The following is a 26,389-nucleotide window of genomic DNA, read 5'->3' as shown; positions in this document are numbered from 1 at the left end:
ATTTGTTGGTATTTTTATTTTCAACAAACATTTTAGCATTGAAGAACATTAAGATCACTTTATCATTAATAAAATTTTCTTATTGTTCCAATATTGACAACTTATATTTCAACACTCTGAAAAGCCACTAAATAAAATTTAGTGGCTTTTTTTATATCATCTTTAATAATGCGTCTCTTCCAATCATTCCTATATGAATACCTAGCTCTGCTGCTTCATGTGTAATGGATTCTAAAGGCGCATTTATTAATTCATCTATTGTTTTTACACCAACAGCACGGCCAGCAATAATTTGACGATCGCGCAATCTATCATTCAATAAAGCTACATCTAATGCTCCACACATTATATATCCTTTGTCATTCATAACAACTAATAATGTAGTTTTAGGAAGTAAAACAGTCACAGCATTAAATGTATGATTATCTATTATAATTGGGCTTAAATTGATCAAGTTCAACGCTCCTTTCTCATTCTAAAATATGAGAAAAAAACAAAAGTGAAACCTGTCTAGTCTTGATAAATTTTATACACCTTTTAAAGCCCACAATAATACATCACGAATAAATTCTGGCATAAAAAAACGTTTATACTGGGCATCACGTATTGTAGGGATTAAATGACCAAATGTAAATAAATCCAAAGTTCCGATCACATATATTCGATTTAAATCTAACATTTCTCCATTAATGAAAATACTTTCTTGATCAAAATGCCTTTTCTTGTCCCGCCAGGCAATCGTGATTCCATCATAGACCATTTTTCCAATCACTTTTCCTCTAAACCCAAAACCTTTCATCTTCAAATGAGTTAGTTCTTTATCTTCACAACGAATTAAAACATCTAATAACTCCATTCCAGTCAAACTAACGACGCAAGGATTAATAGGATGTGGGCATATTCGATGTATGTCGCCTTTAGTAACAAGTCCCTGCGTTAATCCTTCAAGTAAAATACCTGAATTTAGTATACTTGCGTCTGCTTTTGTCCATTGTCGAAGAGCATTTGCTAATAATTTCGGTAATGGACTATCTTTAAACCAATTCACATTCATGTTACTAGGTAGTAGTGTAACTGGTTCACTTAACATTTCCTCACTTAATCTCATTAAATTAGCTAACAATATTTTCGCCGCTTCATCTTGATAATATCTAGGGACTTTATGTACTTCAGTAACTGAAGCTTCCGTATTTATTATACTTTTCGTTTCTTTATTCAACGTAATCAAAACTTCGCCTAAATAGTTTCCATGTTTACCCGTTCCGCAAAGTAAAGTTTCGCCAGCATACTCACCATTAGGAAATAGATGATGAGTATGTGCACCAAGGATAATATCCACTCCAGAAAACTGTTCTGCAATTCGCTGATCATCTCTCATTCCTAAGTGAGAAAGTATGATGACGATATCCGATTGTGCTCTTACAATTGGGAGAATATTAGCTAACATTTCAAAAGGATCTTTTATACTCCAACCTAAAGTTTCATAAAACACGGGATAAGCAACCGTTAAACCTATAACACCTAGCTTTACTCCATTTTTCTCATATATTTCAAAAGGCTTGCTAAAACTGCTAGTACCTTCATCCGATATTGTTAAATTGCCAAGTAATACATCAAAGTTTGCATCTTCATAAAGTTTTAATAACTCAGCTTTAGATAAAGTAATTCCTTCATTATTTCCAATTGTAACTGCATCAAACTTTGCATCATTTAAAAGTTCCACATTCCCTTTACCCAATGTAGCTTCTGAAATTGGATGAAAACGATCAACGAAATCTCCAATATCAAAAGTAAGTGTAGCTTCACCTTTTAACCTCGCAAGTTCTCTTTTAGACTTCAACAAGCCGACAATCATTGGCCAAGTTTCAAAGTGGCTATGAATGTCATTTGTATGGAACAACCGAATATTTATAGTTAGATTTGTTTCCATTGTTCCACCACCCCATCGTTAAATATTCTCTATAATTATTTTTATGCCGTATAATAATACGACTACCCTTAAAATTAACGCGATTGTTTCAGTTTTTAATTTTTGATTAATATATGAACCAATCTTACCACCAAACCATGCACCCGGAATAAGTAAAAGAATGTAATAGAAATTTACTTCTCCTAATGTAATATATGAAATTGAACTTCCAAGAGTAGTAAACATCACTACAAACATTGAAGTTGCTACAGCTAATTGAGGTGGAAAACCGAATAAAAATGCCATCATTGGAACTAATAATATGCCTCCACCAATTCCAAATAATCCTGAGATTATTCCGACACAAACAGATAATGAAATGGCTAATGGAAGACTATAGCTATATATATATGCTTCGCCTTCATCATTTGTATATGTACGTATAATGCCTTTATGTACTTCCTTTGTTTTTTTATTTAATTTAGATGAAACAAATAGAAATATTGATATACAGATTAAAAATATACCAAAGAATAAAGTAAATCGCTCTGTGTTTAAAAGTGAATTTATATATGTACCTAACAAACTACCTGGAACACTACCTATTAAAAATAAAATACCACTTTTATAATCAATTCGCTTTTGCTTATGATATGAAAGGGTGGATGAGAGTGAAGAAAATACAATTGTAATCAGTGAGGTTCCAACTGCAACGTGAATCGGTACAGTCGAAAATGCAGATAAAAATTGATCAATATTAAGCAACATCGGAACGATAATAATTCCCCCGCCTAATCCGATCAATGAACCGACTGTACCTGCAGCAAGTCCTATACCGATGAGTATAAGAATTTGTAGTATGATATCCAACCTAAAGTTCTCTCCTTCAAAGTACACAAATAATCTATTTTTTTATGATTTAAATAATAGTTTAACACAAAAAAACCCGAATTTCTTCGAGTTAATCCTACTTTAACTTTAGTAATGAAGCTAATAAGCTCTCCTAAACATCTATTTTAAAACACTTAAATTCGCAATCCATGGCCCTACGTCTGTTTTGTATCTCTTTGCCAGTACCCTTGTAATTTGACTTATATGGGTTAGATCATGTACGACAAAAGTAGATAGTAATTCTCTTAATTTAACTGTTCCAAGATCTGGATGAACCCCTTCTAATTCAAGGTGTAAATCAGGGTCAACCAATGATTGTAGTTTTGTAATATTTTCTGCTCTTAAATTCTTGAATTCAAGTAATCTTTCTTCTACTGATTTTTCATGTTTTTCATGCAAATGAGAAAAACGATCGAATGGAGGAAACTGGTTGCTTCCTTCTTTATTAAGAATACAGTTCAACCTTGGAATCCAATTTGTTTTTTCACACTCAATTAAATGGTCGATTACTTCTGAAGCATTCCACGTTCCTTCACCTTCATTGCAATTTAACCAAGATTGAGATAAACCAGATAATAAGGACTCTAATGATTTGGGTGTTCTTTCTAAAACTTCAATAGCTTCTTTAAGGTTAAAATTCATAAAAAAACCTCCCACACTAAAATTTAAATTCCTTTAACAACATCTCGTGACCTTTCAAGTTAAATTTTACCATAAAAAAGATAATAACATGATTCCCCCAATTATTAACACGACTTAAAGAACCACTAAAACAAAACAAATGCATTCAATGGCTCTTTTCCTCTTACTTCGCTTCATATAAAATTTTTCTTCAAAAAAACCCTGCTACCAATTGGCAACAGGGTTTATCGTTATTCAATGGATTAACCAATTGAACCTTCCATCTCGAATTTAATCAGACGGTTCATTTCAACTGCGTATTCCATTGGTAGTTCTTTTGTAAATGGCTCAATGAAGCCCATTACGATCATTTCTGTAGCTTCTTGCTCAGAAATACCACGGCTCATTAAGTAGAATAATTGCTCTTCAGACACTTTTGAAACTTTCGCTTCGTGCTCAAGAGAAATATTGTCGTTTAAGATTTCGTTGTATGGAATTGTATCAGAAGTAGATGCATTATCCATAATTAACGTATCACACTCGATATTTGAACGAGAGCCAGCAGCTTTACGTCCGAAGTGTACAATACCACGGTACGTTACTTTACCACCATGTTTAGAAATAGATTTCGAAACAATAGTAGATGAAGTATTTGGTGCTAAGTGAATCATTTTAGCACCAGCATCTTGGTGTTGTCCTTTACCCGCAATTGCAATAGAAAGTGTAAGACCACGAGCGCCTTCACCTTTAAGAATAACTGCAGGGTATTTCATTGTTAATTTTGAACCAATGTTTCCATCAATCCATTCCATTGTTGCATTCGCTTCACATACAGCACGTTTCGTAACTAGGTTGAATACGTTATTCGCCCAGTTTTGAATTGTTGTATAGCGGCAGTATGCATCCTTTTTAATGATGATTTCTACTACTGCAGAGTGAAGTGAGTTTGTTGTATAAACAGGAGCAGTACATCCTTCAACGTAATGTACGTGTGCACCTTCGTCAGCGATAATTAATGTACGCTCAAATTGACCCATATTTTCTGAGTTAATTCGGAAATATGCTTGTAATGGCGTATCAACTTTAACACCTTTTGGTACGTAGATGAATGATCCACCAGACCAAACAGCTGAGTTTAATGCAGCAAATTTGTTATCTGTTGGCGGAATTACTTTTCCAAAGTGCTCTTTGAAAATTTCTTCATGCTCACGTAAAGCTGTGTCTGTATCAGTAAATAAGATCCCAAGATCAGTTAAATCTTGTTTCATGCTGTGGTAAACTACCTCAGACTCATACTGTGCAGATACACCTGCTAAATACTTTTGTTCTGCTTCAGGAATACCTAGTTTATCAAATGTATTTTTGATTTCTTCAGGTACTTCATCCCAAGACTTTTCTGTTTTCTCTGATGGCTTTACATAGTAAGTAATTTCATCAAAGCGTAAATCAGCTAAATCTCCACCCCATTGAGGCATTGGCATATCATAAAAATGTTGTAAAGATTTTAAACGGAAATCTAACATCCATTGTGGTTCATTTTTCATACGTGAAATTTCTTCAACGATATCCTTTGTTAAACCACGCTCTGAACGGAAGATTGATACGTCACGGTCATGAAAACCATATTTATAATCACTAATATCTGGCAAATTCGTAGACATTATTCGTACTCCCTTCTTATAGAAGAGGAGGATTAAGCTCAGAGGATTATTCCTCTGATTTTAAGCCCTTCTCCATCGCTTTCCATGCAAGTGTTGCACATTTAATTCGTGCTGGAAACTTCGAAACACCTTGTAGTGCTTCAATATCATCTAAATCGATTGATTCATCATATTCTTTTCCAAGCATCATATCTGAAAATATTTGAGCAAGCTGCAAGGCTTCCTCTATTTTTTTACCTTTAATTGCGTGAGTCATCATTGAAGCTGACGCCATTGAAATTGAACAACCTTCACCGTCAAAACGAGCGTCCGATACAATTCCATCATCAACTTTCAAACGAAGTTCAATTCGATCACCACAAGTTGGGTTATTCATGTTTACTGTTAAATCGTTTTCGGATATAGCCCCTACCCCTTTATTACGAGGGTTTTTATAATGGTCCATTATCACACGACGATATAATGCATCAAGATCAATATTTCGATTAATAGACATCGCTAAAGTACTCCTTCGTTTTTACTAGTCCTGTTACAAAAGCATCTACATCTTCTTTTGTATTATACAGATAAAAACTTGCACGAGCAGTAGCTGATACCTTTAACCATCTCATTAATGGTTGAGCACAATGATGTCCAGCGCGAACAGCAATCCCTTCTACATCTAATACAGTTGCAACATCATGTGGATGCACATCTTCCACATTAAATGTTACTAATCCTGCACGATGCTTCGGACCATAAATTGTTACACCTTTCACAGTAGATAACTGCTCTAGTGCATAATTTGCAATCTCGTGTTCATGCTTTTCGATATTATCCATACCGATTTCCGTTAAGAAATCAATTGCAGCTCCTAAACCAACTGCACCAGCAATGATTGGCGTTCCACCTTCAAACTTCCAAGGTAGTTCTTTCCAAGTTGAATCTTGTAAGTCAACGAAATCAATCATTTCCCCACCAAATTCAATTGGTTCCATATTTTCAAGAAGTTGTTTTTTACCATAAAGTACACCGATGCCTGTAGGAGCACACATTTTGTGACCTGAAAAAGCATAAAAATCGCAATCTAAGTCTCGAACGTCGACCTTCATATGTGGAGTACTTTGAGCACCATCAACTAGCATGATCGCTCCATGCTCATGAGCAATTGCTGCAATCTCTTTAACAGGGTTAATTGAACCAAGTACATTTGAAACGTACATAATCGCAACTATTTTAGTATTTGAGTTAATTGTAGCTCTTGCTTGGTCAACGCTGATTGTTCCATCTTCTTCTAATTGAATATATTTTAATGTTGCACCAGTAGCTTTAGCAACCTGTTGCCAAGGAATAATGTTACTGTGATGTTCCATATAAGAAATCACAATTTCATCTCCAGCTTTAAGATTCGTTCTTCCGTAACTAGCAGCAACTGTATTGATTGCTGTAGTAGTACCTCTGGTAAAAATAATTTCTTCAATCGATGATGCATTAATAAATTTACGAACTTTATCACGAGCTCCCTCGTATGCATCAGTAGCTTTCGTTCCTAGAGTATGTACTCCTCTATGAACGTTTGAATTAATTTCTTTATAATAGTTAGCAACAGCTTCGATTACTTGAACAGGTTTTTGTGAAGTTGCAGCACTATCCAGATATACTAAAGGATGTCCATTTACTTCTTGATTTAATATCGGAAAGGCTTCACGGATTGCTTTAACATCCATTACTTAACCTTCCTCTCAATTACATCAACAAGCATTTTTTTAACCTCTTCAATTGGTAATTCCGAAACTACAGGTGCTAAGAATCCGTGAATAACTAAGCGCTCTGCTTCTTTCTTCGGAATACCGCGACTCATTAAGTAGTAAAGTTGAGTTGGATCTACTTTACCAACAGAAGCAGCGTGACCTGCCATTACATCATTCTCATCAATTAATAGAATGGGATTTGCATCTCCACGAGCTTTCTCACTAAGCATTAATACACGTGAAGTTTGCTGTGCATTAGACTTAGAAGCACCATGTTCAATTTTACCAATACCATTAAAGATTGAAGTAGCAGCATCTTTTGATACACCATGTTTTAAGATCCAACCTTCAGATCCTTTACCAAAGTGAATAATGCTCGTTGTAAAGTTTTGAGTTTGATCTCCACGACCTACAGTAACCATTTTCAAGTCACCGAAAGATCCGTCTCCAATTAGGTTTGTAACATTTTCAAAAATTGAGTTTCCATCGTTCATAAGTCCAAGTGCCCACTCAATTTTGCTATCGCGACCTGCGTGTCCACGACGAACAACATATGCAGTAACGCCTTTAGCTAAAGTATCTACAGCACCATAACGAACTTTTGCATTATCTAAAGTAATTACTTCTGTTACAACATTTACAACAGCCGCATCTAAATTTGCAGATGTAGAAACATAGTTTTCAACATAAGTAACTTCACTGTTAGCTTCTGCAACAACAAGAACGTGGTTATATGCAGGAACAGTTTCACCGTCTACTACGAAAATAGATTGGACTGGTTTTTCTAATACTACATTTTTAGGAATGTATAAGAAAGCTCCACCGTTAACTAATGCTGCATGTAGAGCAACTAATTTATTTTCATCGACTTTAACAGCCTCTGTCATAAAATATTTTTTCACAAGATCTTCATGATCTTTAATAGCAGTGTGTAAATCTACGAATACTACACCTTTTTCTTTCGCTTCTGAAGAAAGAGAGTGATATACTGCAGATCCATTATATTGTACGTAAACTGATTGATCAGCGTCTTCATTCATTAAAGCTGTTACTGATTCAGGTAATTGTTCCTTCGTAGGAACATTGCCAGTTGTAACATTAAATTCTTTTCCAAAGAAATCCCATTTAGAGATATTTGTTTTATCTGGCTTTGGAAGAGAAAGTGATTCAGCTTTTGCAAGTGCATTTAAACGGAACTCTGTGAAATATGCAGGTTCGTTTAGCATTGCTGAAAGCTGCTTAACTGTTTCTTGACTAAATGGAATTGTAGTACCAGTTGTCATGAGAATCCCTCCTATCCGATTAAGCTTCTTGCCCAACAGTCTCGTCTTCGATACCTAACTCTTGTTTAATCCAGTCATATCCTTCAGCTTCTAAACGAGCAGCTAATTCAGGACCACCTGATTTTACAATACGACCTTGCATCATTACGTGAACGAAGTCAGGAGTGATGTAGTTTAATAAACGTTGGTAGTGAGTGATGATTAAGCAACCAAACTCTTCTCCACGCATTTCGTTAACACCTTTAGAAACAACTTTTAAAGCATCGATATCTAAACCTGAGTCAATTTCATCAAGAATAGCGATTTTTGGTTGAATCATCATCATTTGAAGAATCTCATTACGTTTTTTCTCTCCACCTGAGAAACCTTCATTTAAATAACGTTGTGCCATTTCTGGATCCATTTCTAAGAATTCCATGTTTTTATCTAAAGTACGGATAAATTTCATTAATGAAATTTCATCGCCTTCTTCACGGCGAGCATTCACTGCTGAACGTAAGAAATCTGCATTTGTAACACCGCTAATTTCGCTTGGGTATTGCATAGCAAGGAAAAGACCAGCTTGAGCGCGTTCATCAACTTCCATTTCTAATACATCGTTACCATCAAGCTCGATGCTACCACCAATTACTTCATATTTAGGATGACCCATAATAGCAGATGATAAAGTTGATTTACCAGTACCATTTGGTCCCATGATTGCGTGAATTTCTCCACCTTTTACTTCAAGGTTTACACCTTTTAAAATTTGCTTTCCTTCAATTGCTACTTGAAGGTCTTTTATTTTTAATGTAGAAGCTCCCATTTTACACCCTCCAAAAATATAATCCATATAAAATTCTATAAAATAGAAAATGGCTATTTTAGTTCATTCTCATTTTATTCTCATTCTAATCTTAAAGCAATTAAAAAGTATTTTCAAGCCGTGCACTATTTTACCAAAAAAGTTTTATTCCGTGTAACTTTTTTCACAAAAAAGGAATAAATAGAGATACTATATATATAGGAAATAAAAAATCTCATACTACAACTAAAAAGAGGAGAAATTTATGTCTAAATCAACTAAGCTTTCACCTGATCAACAGAAATTTGCGATTAATCAACTACAAACATATTTCTTGCAAGAAAGAGACGAAGAATTAAGTGAATTAAGCTCTATATTGCTATTAGACTTTATTTCACAAAAACTTGGGCCAATGTTTTATAACAAAGGAATTGAAGACTCACAAAGATTTATGACCGAACGAGTTGAAGATCTTTACGCATTATTATTAAAAGAACAAATTGAAGACTAAATTGTTTGTTCTTTTAATTTGCCGTTTCAGTGTACACTTTATAAAACGTACATACTTAATTTAGATTATTCAACATTCATATAGTTGTTCAATTTATTGGTAAAACAAAACAATGATTTAATGTAGACTATACCATTATTAACGAAAATGCGTATTTTCATAAATCAATTTATTAAATAACTGGAGAAAAGAACCTTCTTGTAAAATGAAGGTTCTTTTCATGCTGTTGAAAAATAATATTTTCTATTAATAATCAAATATTTGTAAAGGAGACTCATGCCCCTCCATGAGTTAGATATTTTTATCTTCTGGCTTTTTCATTTACTCTTGAACCTTTGAGTATGTAATTAAATATTGAGTATTTCCACAAACTAAAAAACCTTCTTATAAAATGAAGGTACTTTCAGCCGTACAAAGATGATTAAAAATTTATTGATAGACTTGAATAGGTATAAAGACCTCAGGCATTCCAGCAGCGTATGCAGCTACTTCATATTCTTTAAAGATTAATTTGATTCCGGCATGGTCAAATGCCCATAATCGGTTTTTATCTGTTAAATCAATTTCATTAGGGGATTTAATTAAAACATACCCTTTATATTTCTTCTGTAATTGCTGATAAGCATATTCTTGGACGGGTTTTGTATTCCCATTTATTAAGTTAGATAGTGGAACTACTTCACCTTTTTTCACATCAAAATTAAATGTCGTTCCTATTGTCATTCCGTGCGCCCCACCTGTGTATGAGTACTCATTATAAATGACACTTAATTTATCGAGATTGTTATATAGTACTTTGTATGTAAATACATATTCATATGGTCTCCATGGTCCCTGGCTAGAATCCCATTTTGCCTTAGCTTCTTTTTCATCTTCTAATAGTTTTAAACGATTATTATTCGCTAATTCGGCACCTTGCTTTAATAAATTATTGATCTTTTGTTGTGCGGCCTGATTCAATGCTCCACTTATTTGTGGATACTTTATCGGCGCATTATTAAGTTTTTGCTCTGTAATTTTAATATGTCGTGCTAAAGAGTTTACCTGGATTTCGTCTTTAGTTCCCGCGTTAACATTTTTAAAAGTAGCCATATTAATACTACTAGTCATTATAATAATAAAAAAATAATAGATAAATTTTCTCACTAGACTCCTCCTACTTTCTTTATCAAAAAATAGTATGAGTATCTTTTAAGGTATTTATGATAAGCAAATCGGATATAAAGTACTGAATTACGTTAAATTACTTTGAATTTCATTGTTGTACCAACTAAAAACTCATTATATTCTTTAATCAGCCAAATACTAATTAAACAAAAATTTGAAACTTGATTTATAATAAAAAAATGAACATTCAAACATAAAACTGTTGTTGAAAGAAGGTTTCTAAATTGGCACAGATCTTAGTAGCAGGAAAAATTCCAGACAAAGCTGAAGAACTATTAAAAAATCATCATGTAACTGTATTTGAAAATGAGCAATTAATTACCGAGGATCAATTATGTGAACTAGTTGGAGAGGCAGATGCAATTTTAAGTTTACTATCCACTCCAATTACCAAGAGCGTAATTGACGCAGCTAAAAATGTAAAAATCGTCGCTAATTATGGTGCAGGATTTAATAATATCGATGTTGATTATGCAACAAGCAAAGGTATACATGTTACAAACACTCCATTGGTATCTACAGATGCAACTGCTGAGCTAACTATGGGTATTCTTTTAGCGATTTCTAGAAGAATAGTTGAAGGAGACGAACTTTGCCGTACGAAAGGGTTTGAAGGATGGGCCCCACTATTCTTTAGAGGAACAGAAGTATCTGGCAAAACGCTTGGCATTTTTGGGTTTGGAAATATCGGACAAGCTGTAGCTAATCGTGCAAAAGCATTTAATATGAATATTATTTATCATCAACCAAGAAGAGTAAGTAATGAGCTTGAGCAAGAATTAAATGCCACATACGTATCAATGGAAGAACTATTACAAGCCTCTGATTATATTACACTTCATTGCCCTTACAAACCAGAATTGCACCACCTGTTTGGAAAAGAAGAGTTTGCGAAGATGAAAAATACTGCATTTTTTATTAACGCAGCTAGAGGTCCTTTAGCGAATGAGCAAGAATTAGCGGATGCATTAAAGGAAGGCGTTATTGCGGGTGCAGCTTTAGACGTATTTGAATTTGAACCAAAAATAACAGAAGAACTAAAATCACTTACGAATGTTGTTTTAACACCTCATATTGGTAATGCAACATACGAAACTCGTGATGCTATGTCAGAAATAGCAGCTAAAAATATTATTGAAGTTATGGCTGGACGATCACCAATTTCACCTGTAAATGATGTTCTTGTGAAGAATTAAAAATTACCCGCAAGGAAATGAAGATTCCTTGCGGGTTTTTTGTGCCTTTTCTTGAATGGCGTTCATTATATGTAGCGGTTAAAGCTAAGATTGAATATAGACTCATTTGACTCATTTTTAAAAGCAGTATATCAACCTGTTTTAGTAATATATCAACGGGAAACTGCCTTATAACAACGAGAATTAGTGTTATATCAACGGAGTTCACAGCTTTATCAATATAGTTCACCTAGTGTTCGTATTTTTCAATATCATAAAAGCAACATTCACAAAACAGCTACTTTATGAGTAAAGTAAAAATGGACATACTTTGTTCATAGCCTACTTCCCAAATAAAAAGAGGTTGTCTCAAATTTTATAAGACAACCTCTTTACATTTATTATTCGCTAACTGGTACTACAGCACCTTTATATTTCTTAATAATGAAATCTTGGATTTCTTTAGAGTGTAATACTTTTACAAGTTCTTTAATTTCTTTATTATCTTTATCACCTTTACGAGCAGCAATAATATTCACGTATGGAGATTCTTTACCTTCTAAAGCAATTGCATCTTTCATTGGGTTTAATCCAGCATCAATTGCATAGTTTGTATTAATTAAAACTGCATCGCCTTCATTATTTTGATAAACTTTTGGAAGCATTCCAGCGTCTACATCAGCTTGGAACTTTAAGTTTTTTGGATTCTCAGCAATGTCTTTAATTTGAGCTGTAGTTGGGTCAATACCAGCTTTAAGTTTTATTAAACCTTCTTGTTGTAATAAGCTTAACATACGACCATGGTCAGCTACTGAGCTACTCATAATAATTTTTGCTCCAGTTGGTAGGTCATCTAAGCTTTTATATTTTTTAGAGTATACACCGATTGGCTCGATGTGGATCCCACCAGCGTTTTCAAATTTGTAACCATTTTCTTTCATTTGAGACTCTAAATATGGAATGTGTTGGAAATAGTTTGCATCTAATTCTTTAGAATCTAGTGCTTTATTTGGTAATACATAATCTTGGAATTTAACAATTTTTAAGTTAATTCCTTCTTTTTCAAGGATTGGTTTAGCTTGTTCTAAAATAACTGCATGCGGTACATTTGATGCACCAACCACTAATTCCTTATTTTTATCTTCTCCACCTTTATTACATGCTGCTAAAGATAATGCTAAAACACCTGCTCCTACTAATCCTACGATTTTTTTGAAATTCACTGTCAGTTCCTCCCTTATATGATTAAGCTCTTTTATCTATTTTTGTTGTTACTAAATCACCAATAAATTGAAGAATGAATACGATCAATAAAATTATGACTGTCGCTACAAGTGTTACTTGGTTATTTGAACGTTGGTATCCTTCCATAAATGCTAAGTTACCAAGTCCACCGCCACCTACTACACCTGCCATTGCTGTATAGCCAACAATTGCAATAGTAGTAACAGTTAATCCTGAAATAATTGCTGGTAATGCTTCTGGAATTAATACTTTTACGATGATTGTAAATGTACTTGCTCCCATTGCTCTTGCAGCTTCGATTACCCCTTTATCAATTTCACGTAATCCGATTTCGACCATTCTTGCATAGAATGGTGCAGCACCAATAATTAAAGCAGGTAATGCTGCCTTTGCTCCAAGCATTGAGCCAAGAATAAAGATTGTAAATGGGATTAATAAAATAATTAAAATGATAAACGGTATTGAACGAAAAATATTTACAAACGCTGCTAGTATAGTATTAAAAAATTTATTTTCAAGAAGCTGATCTTTACTAGTTAAAAATAAGAATAAACCTATGATTATTCCAAAAATGAACGTAGCAAGTGAAGCTATTACTGTCATAAATAATGTTTCTTGAGTAGCTAAAAGCATTGCCTCCCAATCAACATTCGGAAAAAGTTGTGCCATCTTATGCTACCTCCACTTCAACTTGTTTTGATTCTAGATAAGCAATTGCCTGTGTGATGTTATTTGTGTCGCCAACAAGTTGAATCTTCATAGTTCCGTAAGAACCTTCAGCAGTTTGAACAATTTTCCCTTGCAAAATGTTAATTTCAATATCAAAGTGCTTCACTACTTCAGAAATATGCGGCTGATCTGCTTGTCCATTTTTAAAGGTAAGCTTGTAAGTATTATCCTTCCCAACAACACTTTGAGAAATTACCTCATTACCTAATTCCTCATCTGTACCTTTGATTTGCGTCACAAATTTCTTTGTAATTGCTTGTTTAGGATGAGTAAATACATCAACTACATGTCCTTCTTCAACTACATTTCCGTTTTCCATTACTGCAACACGGTTACAAATCTTCTGTATAACATGCATTTCGTGTGTTATTAGGATGATTGTAATACCTAGCTGTTTATTAATATTAGTTAGTAAAGCTAGTATTGAATCAGTTGTTTCTGGATCTAATGCAGAAGTTGCTTCGTCACATAAAAGAACATCTGGGTTATTAGCTAGTGCTCTTGCAATTCCGACACGTTGCTTTTGACCTCCACTAAGTTCAGAAGGATAAGCATTTTCTCTTCCTTCAAGACCTACAAGTTTGATTAATTCTTTCGCACGAGTAATACTTTCATTTTTTGGAACTTTCGCAATTTCAAGTGGGAAAAGTATATTTTCTAATACAGTTCTTGACCACAATAAATTAAAATGCTGAAAGATCATTCCTATTTTTTGTCTTGCTTTTCTTAACTGACTAGATGAACATTTCGAAATAGATTGTCCATTAATAATGACTTCACCTGATGTAGGTGATTCAAGTCCGTTTAGCATACGTAATAGCGTACTTTTCCCCGCACCGCTATATCCGATCATGCCAAATATTTCACCTGCTTCAATCGATAGCGAAACATTTTGTACTGCGGTAACTGTGCCCTTTTTACCTTTGTATATTTTACTTACATTATTTATTTGAATCATACATTAGTTCTCCTTTCAAAACATTCTAACAACTTTTCTTTCAATTTTTTGTAAGAATGTACTATTTTAGTCGCAAAATACAAAAAAACCTTTCAACTCGCATGAGCAGAAAGGTTTTACATACAAAAAGTATTCCTTTCTCTCATCTCTCAAAGCACATGCTTTGCAGGAATTAGCACCATTTCAATGACGTTCATTGACGGTTGCTGGGTTTCACAGGGCACAGTCCCTCCACCTCTCTCGATAAGAGTTAATCTTACGATCTATTAAGTTGTTTAATGTATTTCTTTAACGTAAGTCCAATTCTACAAAGTTAGACACAAGTTGTCAACAATTTTCTAAAAGTTTTTTTTCGTTTTCAACACTTGTGTATTGAAAAATTGTTTCAATAAGTAATAATAATCGATAATTGCCTTCAAAAGAAGCATCCTTAAGTTTTAATAATAAACTTAATCTATGCGAACCTGAATTTAGCGATTCCCATCCATCTTTTGTAAAGTTAACTCTAAGCTGAGGTATTGAGCGATCAATTACCTCAATAAAAGGTGCCTTTTTACTTAATCTAACAAATAATTTTTCATTTAGTCCATTAAACTCTACTATCTTTTCCTCAATTGGTAAAATGATCTGTAAATATTCCTTTTTTATAAATAAATTTCTAGCTTGTCCAATCCACTCCTTAATTTCCATCTTAAACACCTCTTTTTGGATTCTTTAATCTATTTTCTCATAGATCAGAGGTGTGTTCTTTATATTTCGCTCGACATTTACTTAATAAAAATCTATTATTTAATACTATTTCTACACCATTCAACTCATTTCCCGAGAAATATGTCTAAAAACAGGAAATATTTTTAACCAATTAAAAAAGAGCGCATTATTTTCGTATGCACTCATCGTTTAATATATAAATTATATTTTTTTAACAGTTCATGTAAATATGGAACAGAATGGAAAGCGTAGATTTTTTGTTTCATTTCCCCATTTTCAAAAATAAGTAAACAAGGTACACTTTCAATCTTCCAGCTTTGAGCTTCCTCCACTATTTCATTAATATTCACTTTACTCATTGGTAAATTTGGCAGAATCTCGTTAACAATATCTAGCATTTTTGATGCTACTTGGCATGTACCACACATTGCGGTATAAATATAGATTACGGTTGTCTCTTTTGACTGTATTCTTTGCATTAAATCTGTCTTTGTCCATTGTTGCATGATTTTTATTCCTCTTTAATTTGTTCGTAAATAATCTGTAAATACTAAAATATCCGCTCCTAATAATACACTCGCTAAGTGTTGACTTGGAGCTGTTGCCACTTCTCGATAACTTCGATCAATATACAGATGTTCGGCCTGTGGAAATTCTCTTTTTAACAATCTTCTAAGCTTTTCACCAGCCTCATCTGCATCTACTAACACATAGATTTCTCTTAAATCTAACATTTCAGCAAGCTCATCTAGCTTTGAAGTACCAACTGTACCATTCGTACAGATAATATCTACAGGCTCCTTTATAATTGTCTGTATTTTTCTCTTATCAGTAGTACCTTCGACAATGATAACTTTTCTTTGATCTTCAATATTCACTGGGCATCACCTAATGTATAGGACTCAAAAACTTTTGACTAAAAATCTTTTGTATATAGTATATTCGATTTTCCCTTTGTTGTTTCCTTTTTTTCCCTAAATGAAAATGTCCCTATAATTTATGTTTTATGTAAATAAGTTAAGCTTTATTACAAGTATTATACACATAAAATATAAAATGCACGAAAAAAGGTCGCTTCAAACCGTTACAAAAGTTCGCTTTCTTCGTTTCTTCACTTGCCTGAGGAGCTCATTACTGTCTAGGGTAAGTATACCTAATCAGCCATCGTATCACAAAAGACCAACGCTTTCGATCAGATATTTCTATAAATAAAAAGCGCCCCGTAAAGGACGCTTAATGTAAGATAATTAGTCTTGGTTAATCATTTCTTCGTATTGACCAGCAGTCATTAACTCATCAAGTTCAGAAGCATTTGTAGCTTCAACGACTACCATCCATGCTTTTTCGTAAGGAGATTCGTTTACGAATTCAGGATTTTCATCTAGATCAGCATTTACTTCAATTACTTTACCGCTGATTGGAGCATATAGTTCAGATACTGTTTTTACAGACTCAACGCTACCGAATGGCTCATTTTTAGTTAGTTCATCGCCTACTTCAGGTAGCTCAACAAATACGATATCTCCAAGCTCTGATTGAGCAAAATGAGTAATACCGATATAGTATTTATTACCTTCAACTTTTACCCACTCATGTTCTTCTGAATAACGTAGTTCATTTGGAATTGACATTGTGAAATCCTCCTCTGATTAATTACCTTAAATTTTATAGTTATTTTATAACCAAACTTTTTCAAATACTTCTTCATTAAAACCAACTGTCGCTTGATCTCCATTAAAAAGTAGAGGTCTTTTAATTAATTTACCATCTGAACTTAGTAGTTCTAGTAGCTCGTCCTCTGTTTTTGTTGGAATTACATCCTTCAATCCAAGCTCACGATATTTAACGCCACTTGTATTAAATAATTTATTTATAGAAAGTCCACTTGCTTTAAAAATATCAGCAAGTAACTCCTTTGAAGGCGGATTTAATGTAATATCAATAGCTTCTACTGGAATATTATGCTCTTTAAGCCATGAAGCAGCTTTTCGACAAGTTCCACATTTTGGATATGTATAAAAAATGATACTCATTTAGCAACTCCTCCCAAATTCTATTTTATCACAGGGAATAAGCGAGTTAAAATAGTTCAGTTCGAAAATTCTGTAATAATTTGTCACACACCAATATTATAGCATAATAATCAAGTTAAACTAGTAGAATGTTCGTGTTTTCCTACATTTTCTATCAAAAACTATATATTATTTTAAAATATCATAGTAATTTACTCAAACCTTCGACTAACCACTTAAAAATAACTCAACTTATATTAGTATGACACAACTCATGGGAAAATTATCCTTTCAAAACAAATGAAATTAAGAAAAAACTGCCAATCAAAAGATCAGCAGTTTTTTCAATTTAAACAGTATAGCGCTCTTCAGCTAAAACATTAGCTGCAATCTCACGCTTCTTCGCAATAACATTAACTGGCGTATGACGTGTAAACTTGCGAAGAGCTGACGTCATCATTCTTAATGTATCACCTGATTCAACAGCTACAAGCGTTTCTTTCGCATGAGCTTCAATCTCATTAAATGCTTCTTGGCAGAATACTTGAGTATAAAGTAATTTTTGGTTAGATTTTTCTAAACCTACTTTATTAATCGCTTTTTCAGTACGTAGAACTGTCGATTCCATTGCGTAAAGATTGCTTACGATATCAGCAATATTTACTAGAATTTCTTGTTCAGTACTTAATCCTTTACCGAATTTTTGAACTGCTAATCCAGCAATCATGATTGCGATTTTTTTCGCATTACGAACTAAATATTTTTCTTGCTCTAATGGAGCATCTCCAACTTCTTCAGGCATTAGCATCATTAACTCTTCTTGAATTTGTTGTGCTTGCTGAAGTAATGGTAGCTCTCCACTCATTGCTTTTCGAAGGTAAGTGCTTGGTACGATTAAACGGTTAATTTCGTTTGTTCCTTCAAAGATACGGTTAATACGAGAATCACGGTAAATACGCTCAATTTCATATTCAGCCATGAAGCCATATCCACCATGGATTTGTACTCCTTCATCTGCTACATAATCTAATACTTCTGAGCAGAAGAATTTATTTAGAGAACATTCAATTGCATATTCTGCTACAGCAGCTGCTACTAATTTCGGATCCTTTGCTTGTTCTTCAGTTAATTGACTGAAGCGATCTTCAAAAAGTCCTACAGTACGATATGCTGAGCTTTCACTTGCATAAATTTTTGTTGCCATGCTTGCTAATTTTTCTTGGATTAAGCTAAACTTCGCAATTGGCGTTTTGAATTGTTGGCGTTGGTTAGCGTACACTGCAGATAATTCTAAAGCACGTTTTGATCCACCAACTGTACCTACAGCTAATTTATAGCGACCAATATTTAAAATATTAAATGCAATAACATGACCTTTTCCAATTTCACCTAAAAGGTTTTCTACAGGTACTTTTACATCTTCTAAAATCAGCGTGCGAGTTGAAGATGATTTAATACCCATTTTCTTTTCTTCTGGGCCAGTCGAAACTCCTTCAAATCCTCTTTCAACGATAAACGCTGAGAAATGCTCTCCATCAATTTTTGCATAGACGACAAATACATCAGCAAATGCAGAGTTTGTAATCCATTGTTTTTCACCGTTTAAGACGTAGTGAGTTCCTTCAGCATTTAATTTAGCAACCGTTTTTGCTCCTAAAGCATCTGATCCTGAACCTGGCTCAGTTAATGCATAAGCCGCAAATTTTTCTCCAGATGCTAAACTTGGTAAGTAACGTTGCTTTTGATCATGATTTCCAAATAATACGATAGGAAGTGTACCGATTCCAACGTGTGCTCCTTGAGAAAGTGAGAATCCACCGCCTCGTGAAATTTTCTCAGTAATTAATGCCGAACTAATTTTGTCTAGTGCAATTCCGCCATATTCTTCTGGAACATCAGCAGCTAATAGACCAAGCTCACCAGCTTGTTTTAATAGTCTTACAGTACGGTCAAATTCGTGTTGCTCTAAATATTCTAATTCAGGCAATACTTCATTAACTACGAAATCTTCAGTTGTTTTCGCAATTAATTTATGCTCATCTGTAAAATCCTCTGGTGTAAAAACTTTATCAAAAGTCACTTCATTTGTTAAAAAGCTTCCGCCTTTAAGTAAGTTACCGATTGTTTTTTCCATCGAAAATTCCTCCTATTTTCTATTTACTTGTTTGAAAATACTCTTCATAAAAGACATGATTCTAACAATCTATTTACGTACATCTATTAAACTAATTCAAATACTCCAGCAGCACCCATTCCGCCACCAACGCACATTGTTACAATACCGAACTGCTCTCCTCGACGCTTCATCTCATGTAATAAAGATAATGTTAGTTTAGATCCAGTACAGCCAAGTGGATGACCTAATGCAATCGCTCCACCATTTACGTTTACACGATCCTCATCAAGACCTAAGTGACGTATAATTTGAATCGATTGTGAAGCAAAAGCTTCGTTTAATTCAAATAATCCAATGTCAGATAAGCTTAATCCTGCTAATTTAAGAGCTTTTGGAATTGCTTCAACTGGTCCAATACCCATAACTTCAGGTGCTACTCCAGCTACTGCAAAAGAACGGAATTTTAATAATGGGCTTAGCCCTTCCGCTTCTGCTTTTTCACGGTCCATGACTAGTACTGCTGCAGCTCCATCACTTGTTTGTGAAGAGTTTCCAGCTGTTACAGAACCTCTCACATTAAACGCTGGTCTTAATTTAGCTAATACTTCAGAAGAAGTCCCTTCACGAACACCCTCATCTTGAGAGAAAGTAAAATGCTTTTCTTCTAATTTATTGTTTGCGTTGACTGAACGTAGTGTTACATCAACTGGAACGATTTCGTCTACGAAACGTCCTTCTTTAATAGCTGCTGCTGCACGCCTGTGACTGCGTACTGCAAAAGCATCTTGATCTTCTCTTGAAATTCCATAACGATTAGCAACCTGCTCAGCAGTATGCCCCATACCCATATAATACTCAGGTTGCGTTTCTACTAATCTACTATTTAAACGAGCAACATGCCCTCCCATTGGAAGCAAGCTCATTGATTCTGCTCCACCTGCAATAATAGCTTCAGAGTGACCTAACATAATTCGCTCACTTGCATAAGCGATACTTTGTAGACCAGAAGAACAATAACGGTTAACTGTAATTCCTGGAACTGAATGCGGTAATCCAGCAAGTGCCCCAATATTACGCGCCATATTAAATCCTTGTTCAGCTTCCGGTGATGAGCAACCAAAGATGATATCATCGATTGGACCATCATAATTTCCTGCGCGCTTTAATGTTTCCTTTACAACTAATGCTCCTAAATCATCTGGTCGAACTGTTGCTAGTGATCCTTTTTTCGATTTACCTACAGGTGTTCTCGCACCCGCTACAATAACAGCTTCTCTCATGTTCTTCCCTCCATCTCCCATTAATTACGTAACGGTTTTCCTTTAACAAGCATATGTTGCATACGTGCTTGAGATTTCATTTCAGAAATTAAACTTAAAAACGCTTCACGTTCAATATTTAATAAATACTCTTCATCTACTAACGTTCCAAATGGTACTTTTCCGCCAGCAATGACATACGCTAATTTCTTAGCAATCGTTAAATCATGCTCACTAATATAGCCAGAATAGTACATTGAATTTGCACCCGCTAATAAAGTTGCATAACCAGATTCGCCAACTACCGGTACTTTTTCACGAATTGGAGCGCTATAACCAGCTTCATATAACTTAAGTACACGTTGTTTTGCCTCATAAATTAAGTGGTCTGCATTAAATACTTTGTGATCACGATCGTTTAAGAAACCATTTTCAAATGCTTCTTGAGCAGAAGTAGATACTTTTGCCATAGCAACTGTCTCAAATACTCGATTGGCAAGACTTTGTAAGTCAAACTCAACTCCTTCTGGGAATTGTTTTAATTGCTTAATGTAAAGCTCTTTACTACCGCCTCCACCTGGGATTAAGCCTACTCCAACTTCTACTAAGCCCATATAAGTTTCTGAAGACGCAACTACGCTAGCAGCTGGTAAACAAATTTCAGCACCACCACCTAATGTCATTCCATAAGGAGCTACAACAACTGGCTTATCGGAGTACTTAATTTTCATCATTGCTTGCTGGAATCCTTTAACAACCATTTCGATTTCAAAGTAGTTGTCATCCTGAGCTTCCATTAAGATCATTGCTAAATTAGCACCAACGCAGAAATTTTTAGCTTGGTTACCAATAACTAAGCCTTTATAATTTTTTGATACTTCATCAACTGCATAATTAATCATTTGAGTAATATCCATACCAATTGCATTGCTCTTTGTATGGAATTCTAAACACGCAACTCCATCGCCAAGGTCAATTAAACTCGCGCCAGAGTTTTGCTTAATCACTCGACCTTGCTCTTTTAAAACACTTAATTTAACTTCTTTATTGTTTCTTACTAACTCTTCGTATTGGCCGTTATGATAAAAACTAGTAACTCCATTGTCTTGTTTATAGAAAGTTTCATTACCACTATCAATCATATTCTTAACCCAATTTGGTACTACTTGGCCTTCGCTCTCCATTCGAACAACCGATTTTGAAACGCCAATTGCATCCCAAATTTCAAATGGTCCTAAGTCCCAGCCAAATCCCCATTTCATTGCTTGATCAATTCCAACGATGTTATCAGAAATTTCACCAGACAATTCAGCAGAATAAACTAATACCGGGCTAATAATGCTCCATAAGAAATTTCCTGCACGGTCATCAGCATATACAAGCGCTTTCAATTTATTTGCTAAGCCTTTCACTTGTTTAATGCTTTCAGTAGAAGCCGTTCGCAAGCTTTTTCTTTCTCCGTATTCAAATGTATTTGGATCTAATTCCAAGATTTCCTTACCTTGCTTTAAGAAAAATCCTTGACCTGATTTACTTCCAAGCCAATTACGGTTCGCCATTTCCTTCATAAATGCTGGAACTTTAAAAACTTCTTTCTCTTCGCCTTCTACAAGGTCATATACATTGTTTGCAACGTGGATGAATGTATCTAATCCAACTACATCCAATGTACGGAATGTTGCACTAGAAGGACGCCCAATCATTGGACCAGTAATAGAGTCAACTTCTCCAACACTGTATCCGCCTTTTAGCATTTCTTGTACAGTTACAAGTAATCCGTAAGTTCCGATCCGGTTTCCTATAAAGTTTGGAGTATCTTTTGCTAATACAACGCCTTTACCTAAAACGTCTTCTCCAAAACCTTTCATAAATGTAAGTACTTCTTCAGATGTATGTTTAGTAGGAATAACTTCCAATAATTTTAAATAACGTGGTGGGTTAAAAAAGTGAGTGCCTAAGAAATGTTTTTTGAAGTCATCTGAACAATCTTCAGACATTGCTTCAATTGAAATACCAGATGTATTCGAGCTTACGATTGAGCCAGGTTTGCGGTGAGCATCAACCTTAGCTAATACTTGTTTTTTAATCGCTAAATTTTCAACGACTACTTCAATAATCCAGTCAACTTCGCTTAAACGACCCATGTCATCTTCAAAGTTACCTGATTGAATTAGTGCTAAGTTTTTCTTAGATGCAAGAGGAGCTGGCTTTTGTTTCAATAATTTCTGAATAGCCGTTTGACTAAAACGATTACGAAATTCTTTGGAGTCAGTAGTTAGACCTTTTGCAGCATCTTCCTCCGTTAGTTCTCTTGGTACAATATCAAGTAGTAAAGTTGGAATTCCTATATTTGCCAAGTGTGCAGCGATACCAGATCCCATCACACCGGAGCCGAGTACAGCGGCTTTTTTTATTCTTTGGATCATATGCATTTCTCCTCCTCGTTTCTTGAATGAATACTCATTCACTTTCTGGATACAACAATCCATTATCAATGAGCACCTCTTCTTTCACTATATGATAAATTCTCATTTTTCGCAATAAACAAAAAGTTCAAATTAGTAAATTTTATTCTAAACCTATATTCTTTTCCTTAATTTTATACTCTCTCTGCTTTTTTTAATTTGTACCATTTTTTTACTTATAAGTTTATTTAATTAGGTTAGTCTAAGAAATGGAGGTGATAAGAAATGAAACGTGAAAGAAACCCATCAAAGGGTGGAGTTAGTGCAGCAAGTGTTCAAGGTAATGCGAGTCATGGAGATCAGAAGCAGGAAAAAGGAAGACAAAGTAACAATCAGCAGTACGGCAAGAAAAATATGGGGCAGTAAACTTTTTCACTCAAAACTAATAGCAAAATTAGGACATGTATGATCTAAGCAATTATAAGAATAATGTTGTTTTACTAATAACTTACTTATCACAAAAAATCCTGTAAAAGAGAAAAAGGCTGACTAAAAAGGATCCTCACTCAATCCTTTTTAGTTAGCCTCTTTAATTTTAAAATTATTTACTGAACATACCTTTTAACACGAATGCAACGTTTGCAGGACGTTCTGCAAGACGACGCATGAAATATCCATACCAGTCAGTACCATAAGGAACATAAACTCGCATATTATATCCTTCTTTAACAAGCTCTAATTGACGCTCTATACGGATTCCATATAACATTTGGAACTCAAATTGATCATTTGGAATATTATGCTCTTTTACTAATTGTTTTGTGTACTCAATCATAGCCTCATCATGAGAAGCGATCGCAGTAAAGTTACCGTTTAACAAGTGCATTTTAATAATTTTTTTGAAGTTTTCATCCACATCTTTTTTCTCTGGAAAAGCTACTTCTGCTGGCTCTTTATAAGCACCTTTAACTAAACGCAAGTTAGGTTTTAAGCTATTTAAATCTGCGATGTCAGCTTCAGTTCTGTATAAATAAGCTTGAATAACCGTTCCGATATTGTCGTACTCAGATTTTAATTGCTTAAAGATTCGAATTGTTTTTTCACAACGAGAGAAGTCTTCCATATCGATTGTAACGAATACACCGCTCTTTTTAGCTGCCTCTAAAATGCGACGCATATTTGCTAAAACTAGCTCGTCTGAAATATCAAGACCCATAGAAGTCATTTTTAGTGAGCACTGAGAATCTAATTTCTCCTTACCAATCGCTTCGATTGCTTCGATACAGTGATCTGCCATTTCATTTGCTTCTTCAACCGTGTCTACGAATTCTCCAAGATAATCAATTGTTACTTTTAAATTCTTTTTATTTAAGTCCTTAATAACTTTTGTAGCTAAATCAATTGTTTCGCCTGCAACAAAACGAGCTGCACCAAATCTTAGGCCATATTTCTTAGCCATTTTAGTTAAAAACTTATTTTTAGACATAAATAAAAAAGCATTCTTCATAACTTGTTCCATTACTTTACCCCCAGATTTTAACTTTACTTTTTCTCTCTATATATTACTAATGTATCATTTATTGAATTTCGTTAAAACAATTATTTAATAATTTGTCGAATTTTGTTTATTGAAAAATGTATGCCCTTACTTAACATTATATTATCATAACTTATACTTATCGTCATCTTTGAAAATTATGGATAAATATTATTGCTTCTTTTTGTTTGCCATAGCCTCTCTATGTTGGTCGTTTAATGTTTTAATTTCTCTTATTAAATTAATAACCTCTTCTTTTGCTTGTGGATACGTATCATTCCAGTGTTTTGTTAAAGCGGGCATTGATTTTGATATATATGTATACATAACCCATTTTTCCACTTTTGCCTGTTTTTCCTCCGACCAATCTCCTAATAACAATTCTGTATATTTTTTTAGTAACGCATCAAATTTTTCTTCAAACTCATTTGCCAATCAAATCACCTCTCCAAATTTATTAAACTTTTTTCAAACTGAATACTTTTTCCTTTTTTTACCGAAATCTGTTTACTACTGAAATTATATTATATCTTCAACCACTATTTAGATGATTATTTAAAAATGTAAAGTAAAAATAATAAATCATAGTTATTTTTGTAAATAATGCTGTTATCTAAGAATGTGGAAGCTGAACTCGTCAAGATTTCATACGTTTTCCCCCCATTGTCCATTTCAATATCCTACTCCTATACCTTTATCTCAGCTCCGTTTTACATTTCATAATTTGTTCACAGTTTCACAAATTTGTAATCGTTTTTTGTTTGTATACTATGTATGTGTTTTTAAAGAACGCCTAAGGAGTGAATCTACTTGGAACGCGATAGTATCCAATATTGTATTGAATTAGCCCTTAAAAAAAAGAAAATTCTCGATCAAAGCTTAGTTAAATACTTAGCACGTGCTGCATTAGCTTCTGTTTATATAAGCTTTATTCTAATTGTATGTTTAAAATTAGCGGAATTATTTAGATTGCAGGACTCACCCTTTTCAACCGTGGCTTATCCACTTGTTTTCTCAACAGCATTAATAATGATTATTTATGGTGGTGGAGAGTTATTCACTAGTAATACGATGTATTTTACTTTCTCAACATTAGCTAAAAAAACTTCAAAACAGGATTTATTAAAAAACTGGGTTGCATGTTACTCGGGTAATATTATTGGTGCTTTTATATTTGCGAGTATTTATTTTTTTACAGGTTTAGCAAAAGATTTTCCTGCTGACCATTTTTTAACTGGTGTAGTCGACCATAAAATTCACGCTCCATTTTTACACTTATTTTTTAAAGGTATTTTATGTAACTGGCTTGTCTGTCTTGCTTGTTTTTTACCGACAAGATTTAAAGATGATTTGGCTAAAATGCTACTGATTTTTTTATTAGTTTTTGCTTTCTTCTTCTCTGGTTATGAACACAGTATCGCAAATATTGCCGTGTTCACATTATCCTATATTATGCCACATGAGGTCGCATTTACTTTTAGTGATGTATTGCATAATTTAATTCCTGTTACGATTGGAAATATTATTGGTGGTTCGGTTGGTGTCGGAATGGCATATTTCTACTTAAACAACGATAAAAAATTAGAAGTAAAAGAACTAAAACGCGCTTCATAAAACGAATCTACCTGTCTTTGTTTTTTGAAGACAGGTTTTTTCGTGCAAATCTGATTTTATTATGGTAATAA

At 34.0% G+C, this 26,389-nt stretch carries 27 protein-coding genes and 1 riboswitch; of the genes, 4 read left to right on the top strand and 23 right to left on the bottom strand.

Going from position 1 to position 26,389, the window contains the following annotated elements:
- Positions 1 to 151: 151 nt before the first annotated feature.
- The 9 genes from COC46_RS13815 to sufC form a co-directional block, all read right to left on the bottom strand.
- The gene (locus tag COC46_RS13815; RefSeq protein WP_098810287.1) at positions 152 to 454 is read right to left on the bottom strand and encodes a YunC family protein; all 303 of its coding nucleotides are present in this window, start codon (positions 452 to 454) and stop codon (positions 152 to 154) included.
- A 72-nt stretch (positions 455 to 526) separates the two neighbouring features.
- Positions 527 to 1,930: a bifunctional metallophosphatase/5'-nucleotidase gene (locus tag COC46_RS13810; RefSeq protein ID WP_098810286.1), complete on the bottom strand. Its 1,404-nt coding sequence runs from the start codon at positions 1,928 to 1,930 to the stop codon at positions 527 to 529.
- Between the two features lie 18 nt (positions 1,931 to 1,948).
- Positions 1,949 to 2,770, bottom strand: coding sequence for a sulfite exporter TauE/SafE family protein (locus COC46_RS13805; RefSeq protein ID WP_098810292.1), 822 nt, complete (start codon positions 2,768 to 2,770; stop codon positions 1,949 to 1,951).
- Positions 2,771 to 2,920: 150 nt separating this feature from the next.
- The gene (locus tag COC46_RS13800; RefSeq protein WP_098810285.1) at positions 2,921 to 3,442 is read right to left on the bottom strand and encodes a DinB family protein; all 522 of its coding nucleotides are present in this window, start codon (positions 3,440 to 3,442) and stop codon (positions 2,921 to 2,923) included.
- A gap of 242 nt (positions 3,443 to 3,684) precedes the next feature.
- On the bottom strand, positions 3,685 to 5,082 hold the full coding sequence (gene sufB / locus COC46_RS13795; RefSeq protein WP_025671514.1) for a Fe-S cluster assembly protein SufB: 1,398 nt from the start codon (positions 5,080 to 5,082) through the stop codon (positions 3,685 to 3,687).
- Positions 5,083 to 5,128: 46 nt separating this feature from the next.
- The gene (sufU, locus tag COC46_RS13790; RefSeq protein ID WP_098810284.1) at positions 5,129 to 5,578 is read right to left on the bottom strand and encodes a Fe-S cluster assembly sulfur transfer protein SufU; all 450 of its coding nucleotides are present in this window, start codon (positions 5,576 to 5,578) and stop codon (positions 5,129 to 5,131) included.
- The gene (locus COC46_RS13785; RefSeq protein ID WP_098810283.1) at positions 5,568 to 6,788 is read right to left on the bottom strand and encodes a cysteine desulfurase; all 1,221 of its coding nucleotides are present in this window, start codon (positions 6,786 to 6,788) and stop codon (positions 5,568 to 5,570) included. The genes sufU and COC46_RS13785 overlap by 11 nt, the downstream gene beginning before the upstream one ends.
- Positions 6,788 to 8,095 carry a Fe-S cluster assembly protein SufD gene (gene sufD / locus COC46_RS13780; protein ID WP_098810282.1) on the bottom strand — a complete coding sequence of 436 codons (1,308 nt, stop codon included), beginning with the start codon at positions 8,093 to 8,095 and terminating at the stop codon, positions 6,788 to 6,790. Before sufD ends, COC46_RS13785 begins: the two co-directional genes overlap by 1 nt.
- 19 nt (positions 8,096 to 8,114) lie before the next feature.
- Entirely contained in the window at positions 8,115 to 8,900 is a 786-nt protein-coding gene (gene sufC, locus COC46_RS13775) for a Fe-S cluster assembly ATPase SufC (protein WP_091023520.1), read from the bottom strand.
- Between the two features lie 244 nt (positions 8,901 to 9,144).
- Between sufC and COC46_RS13770 the strand changes: the two genes are divergently transcribed.
- On the top strand, positions 9,145 to 9,390 hold the full coding sequence (locus tag COC46_RS13770) for a DUF2164 family protein (RefSeq protein ID WP_098810281.1): 246 nt from the start codon (positions 9,145 to 9,147) through the stop codon (positions 9,388 to 9,390).
- 429 nt (positions 9,391 to 9,819) lie between these two features.
- Here the strand turns inward: COC46_RS13770 and COC46_RS13765 are convergent, their stop codons facing one another.
- Positions 9,820 to 10,536, bottom strand: a complete 717-nt coding sequence (locus COC46_RS13765; RefSeq protein ID WP_098810280.1) for a DUF3298 and DUF4163 domain-containing protein — start codon at positions 10,534 to 10,536, stop codon at positions 9,820 to 9,822.
- A 245-nt stretch (positions 10,537 to 10,781) separates the two neighbouring features.
- Between COC46_RS13765 and COC46_RS13760 the strand changes: the two genes are divergently transcribed.
- On the top strand, positions 10,782 to 11,753 hold the full coding sequence (locus tag COC46_RS13760; RefSeq protein ID WP_098810279.1) for a 2-hydroxyacid dehydrogenase family protein: 972 nt from the start codon (positions 10,782 to 10,784) through the stop codon (positions 11,751 to 11,753).
- A gap of 380 nt (positions 11,754 to 12,133) precedes the next feature.
- Here the strand turns inward: COC46_RS13760 and metQ are convergent, their stop codons facing one another.
- From metQ to COC46_RS13705, 11 genes are all read right to left on the bottom strand, one after another.
- Positions 12,134 to 12,955 (bottom strand): methionine ABC transporter substrate-binding lipoprotein MetQ, encoded by an 822-nt coding sequence (gene metQ, locus COC46_RS13755; protein ID WP_098810278.1) that lies wholly within the window; start codon positions 12,953 to 12,955, stop codon positions 12,134 to 12,136.
- A 22-nt stretch (positions 12,956 to 12,977) separates the two neighbouring features.
- Positions 12,978 to 13,646 (bottom strand): methionine ABC transporter permease, encoded by a 669-nt coding sequence (locus tag COC46_RS13750; RefSeq protein WP_098810277.1) that lies wholly within the window; start codon positions 13,644 to 13,646, stop codon positions 12,978 to 12,980.
- 1 nt (position 13,647) lies between these two features.
- Positions 13,648 to 14,664, bottom strand: a complete 1,017-nt coding sequence (locus tag COC46_RS13745) for a methionine ABC transporter ATP-binding protein (RefSeq protein ID WP_098810276.1) — start codon at positions 14,662 to 14,664, stop codon at positions 13,648 to 13,650.
- Between the two features lie 139 nt (positions 14,665 to 14,803).
- A riboswitch (SAM riboswitch) is annotated at positions 14,804 to 14,914 on the bottom strand.
- A gap of 77 nt (positions 14,915 to 14,991) precedes the next feature.
- Positions 14,992 to 15,354: a hypothetical protein gene (locus COC46_RS13740; RefSeq protein ID WP_098810275.1), complete on the bottom strand. Its 363-nt coding sequence runs from the start codon at positions 15,352 to 15,354 to the stop codon at positions 14,992 to 14,994.
- A gap of 203 nt (positions 15,355 to 15,557) precedes the next feature.
- A complete protein-coding gene (locus COC46_RS13735; protein WP_098810274.1) occupies positions 15,558 to 15,881 on the bottom strand; it encodes a thioredoxin family protein in 324 nt (107 codons plus the stop codon).
- 15 nt (positions 15,882 to 15,896) lie between these two features.
- On the bottom strand, positions 15,897 to 16,247 hold the full coding sequence (locus COC46_RS13730; protein WP_088014517.1) for a ribonuclease M5: 351 nt from the start codon (positions 16,245 to 16,247) through the stop codon (positions 15,897 to 15,899).
- A 375-nt stretch (positions 16,248 to 16,622) separates the two neighbouring features.
- The gene (gene gcvH, locus COC46_RS13725; protein ID WP_098810273.1) at positions 16,623 to 17,006 is read right to left on the bottom strand and encodes a glycine cleavage system protein GcvH; all 384 of its coding nucleotides are present in this window, start codon (positions 17,004 to 17,006) and stop codon (positions 16,623 to 16,625) included.
- A gap of 45 nt (positions 17,007 to 17,051) precedes the next feature.
- Positions 17,052 to 17,408 carry an arsenate reductase family protein gene (locus tag COC46_RS13720; protein WP_098810272.1) on the bottom strand — a complete coding sequence of 119 codons (357 nt, stop codon included), beginning with the start codon at positions 17,406 to 17,408 and terminating at the stop codon, positions 17,052 to 17,054.
- A 328-nt stretch (positions 17,409 to 17,736) separates the two neighbouring features.
- On the bottom strand, positions 17,737 to 19,521 hold the full coding sequence (locus tag COC46_RS13715; RefSeq protein WP_098810271.1) for an acyl-CoA dehydrogenase family protein: 1,785 nt from the start codon (positions 19,519 to 19,521) through the stop codon (positions 17,737 to 17,739).
- 86 nt (positions 19,522 to 19,607) lie between these two features.
- A complete protein-coding gene (locus COC46_RS13710; RefSeq protein ID WP_098810270.1) occupies positions 19,608 to 20,783 on the bottom strand; it encodes an acetyl-CoA C-acetyltransferase in 1,176 nt (391 codons plus the stop codon).
- Between the two features lie 20 nt (positions 20,784 to 20,803).
- Positions 20,804 to 23,185, bottom strand: coding sequence for a 3-hydroxyacyl-CoA dehydrogenase/enoyl-CoA hydratase family protein (locus COC46_RS13705; protein WP_098810291.1), 2,382 nt, complete (start codon positions 23,183 to 23,185; stop codon positions 20,804 to 20,806).
- A 267-nt stretch (positions 23,186 to 23,452) separates the two neighbouring features.
- On the opposite strand from COC46_RS13705, the gene COC46_RS13700 reads away from it, so the two are divergent.
- Positions 23,453 to 23,593, top strand: a complete 141-nt coding sequence (locus tag COC46_RS13700; RefSeq protein WP_088014501.1) for a YuzL family protein — start codon at positions 23,453 to 23,455, stop codon at positions 23,591 to 23,593.
- Between the two features lie 175 nt (positions 23,594 to 23,768).
- Here the strand turns inward: COC46_RS13700 and COC46_RS13695 are convergent, their stop codons facing one another.
- Together COC46_RS13695 and COC46_RS13690 are read right to left on the bottom strand one after the other, a co-directional pair.
- On the bottom strand, positions 23,769 to 24,686 hold the full coding sequence (locus COC46_RS13695; protein WP_098810269.1) for a proline dehydrogenase family protein: 918 nt from the start codon (positions 24,684 to 24,686) through the stop codon (positions 23,769 to 23,771).
- Between the two features lie 189 nt (positions 24,687 to 24,875).
- Positions 24,876 to 25,139, bottom strand: coding sequence for a DUF2573 family protein (locus COC46_RS13690; RefSeq protein WP_098810268.1), 264 nt, complete (start codon positions 25,137 to 25,139; stop codon positions 24,876 to 24,878).
- A 375-nt stretch (positions 25,140 to 25,514) separates the two neighbouring features.
- Between COC46_RS13690 and COC46_RS13685 the strand changes: the two genes are divergently transcribed.
- Positions 25,515 to 26,318 carry a formate/nitrite transporter family protein gene (locus COC46_RS13685; RefSeq protein WP_176545153.1) on the top strand — a complete coding sequence of 268 codons (804 nt, stop codon included), beginning with the start codon at positions 25,515 to 25,517 and terminating at the stop codon, positions 26,316 to 26,318.
- Positions 26,319 to 26,389: the final 71 nt, after the last annotated feature.

Origin of the sequence: Bacillus sp. AFS041924, assembly GCF_002577195.1 — a bacterium.
Taxonomy (GTDB): Bacteria; Bacillota; Bacilli; order Bacillales; family Bacillaceae_G; genus Gottfriedia.
This window is presented reverse-complemented; position numbering and strand designations above follow the sequence as displayed.